Raw genomic sequence first — 363 nt, forward strand, 5'->3', positions numbered from 1 at the left:
AAAAAAGGAGGAGGAGGGAGAAAAAAGGGGAAAAAAAAGAAGGAGGGGGGGAAAAAAGAGAGGGGGGGGAAGGGAGGGGGGGAAAAGGAAAGGGAAAGGAGGAAAAGAGGAAGGAGGAGAAGAGAGGAAGAGAAAGGAAGGAGGAAGGAAGGAGAGGGGAAGAAGGAAAGAAGAAAGGAGAAGGGAGGGAGGGGAGGGGAGAAAAAGAGAGGGGGAGAGGAAAGGGGGAAAAGAAAGGGGAGAAAGGGGGGAGAGAAGGGAAGAAGGGGAAGGAGGAGGGGAAGGAAGAAAAAAGGGAAGAAGGGGGGGAAAAGGAAGGAAAAGGAGAGGGAAAAAAGGAAGGAGGGAAAAGAAGAGAAAGGG

At 51.5% G+C, this 363-nt stretch carries 1 protein-coding gene; it reads left to right on the forward strand.

Annotated features, from left to right (window positions below):
• On the forward strand, positions 1-363 hold a 363-nt coding region (locus KH400_RS30170; RefSeq protein WP_217228449.1), incomplete at both ends, for a hypothetical protein.

Source organism: Desertibacillus haloalkaliphilus, assembly GCF_019039105.1.
In the GTDB taxonomy this organism is placed as follows: Bacteria; Bacillota; Bacilli; order Bacillales; family KJ1-10-99; genus Desertibacillus; species Desertibacillus haloalkaliphilus.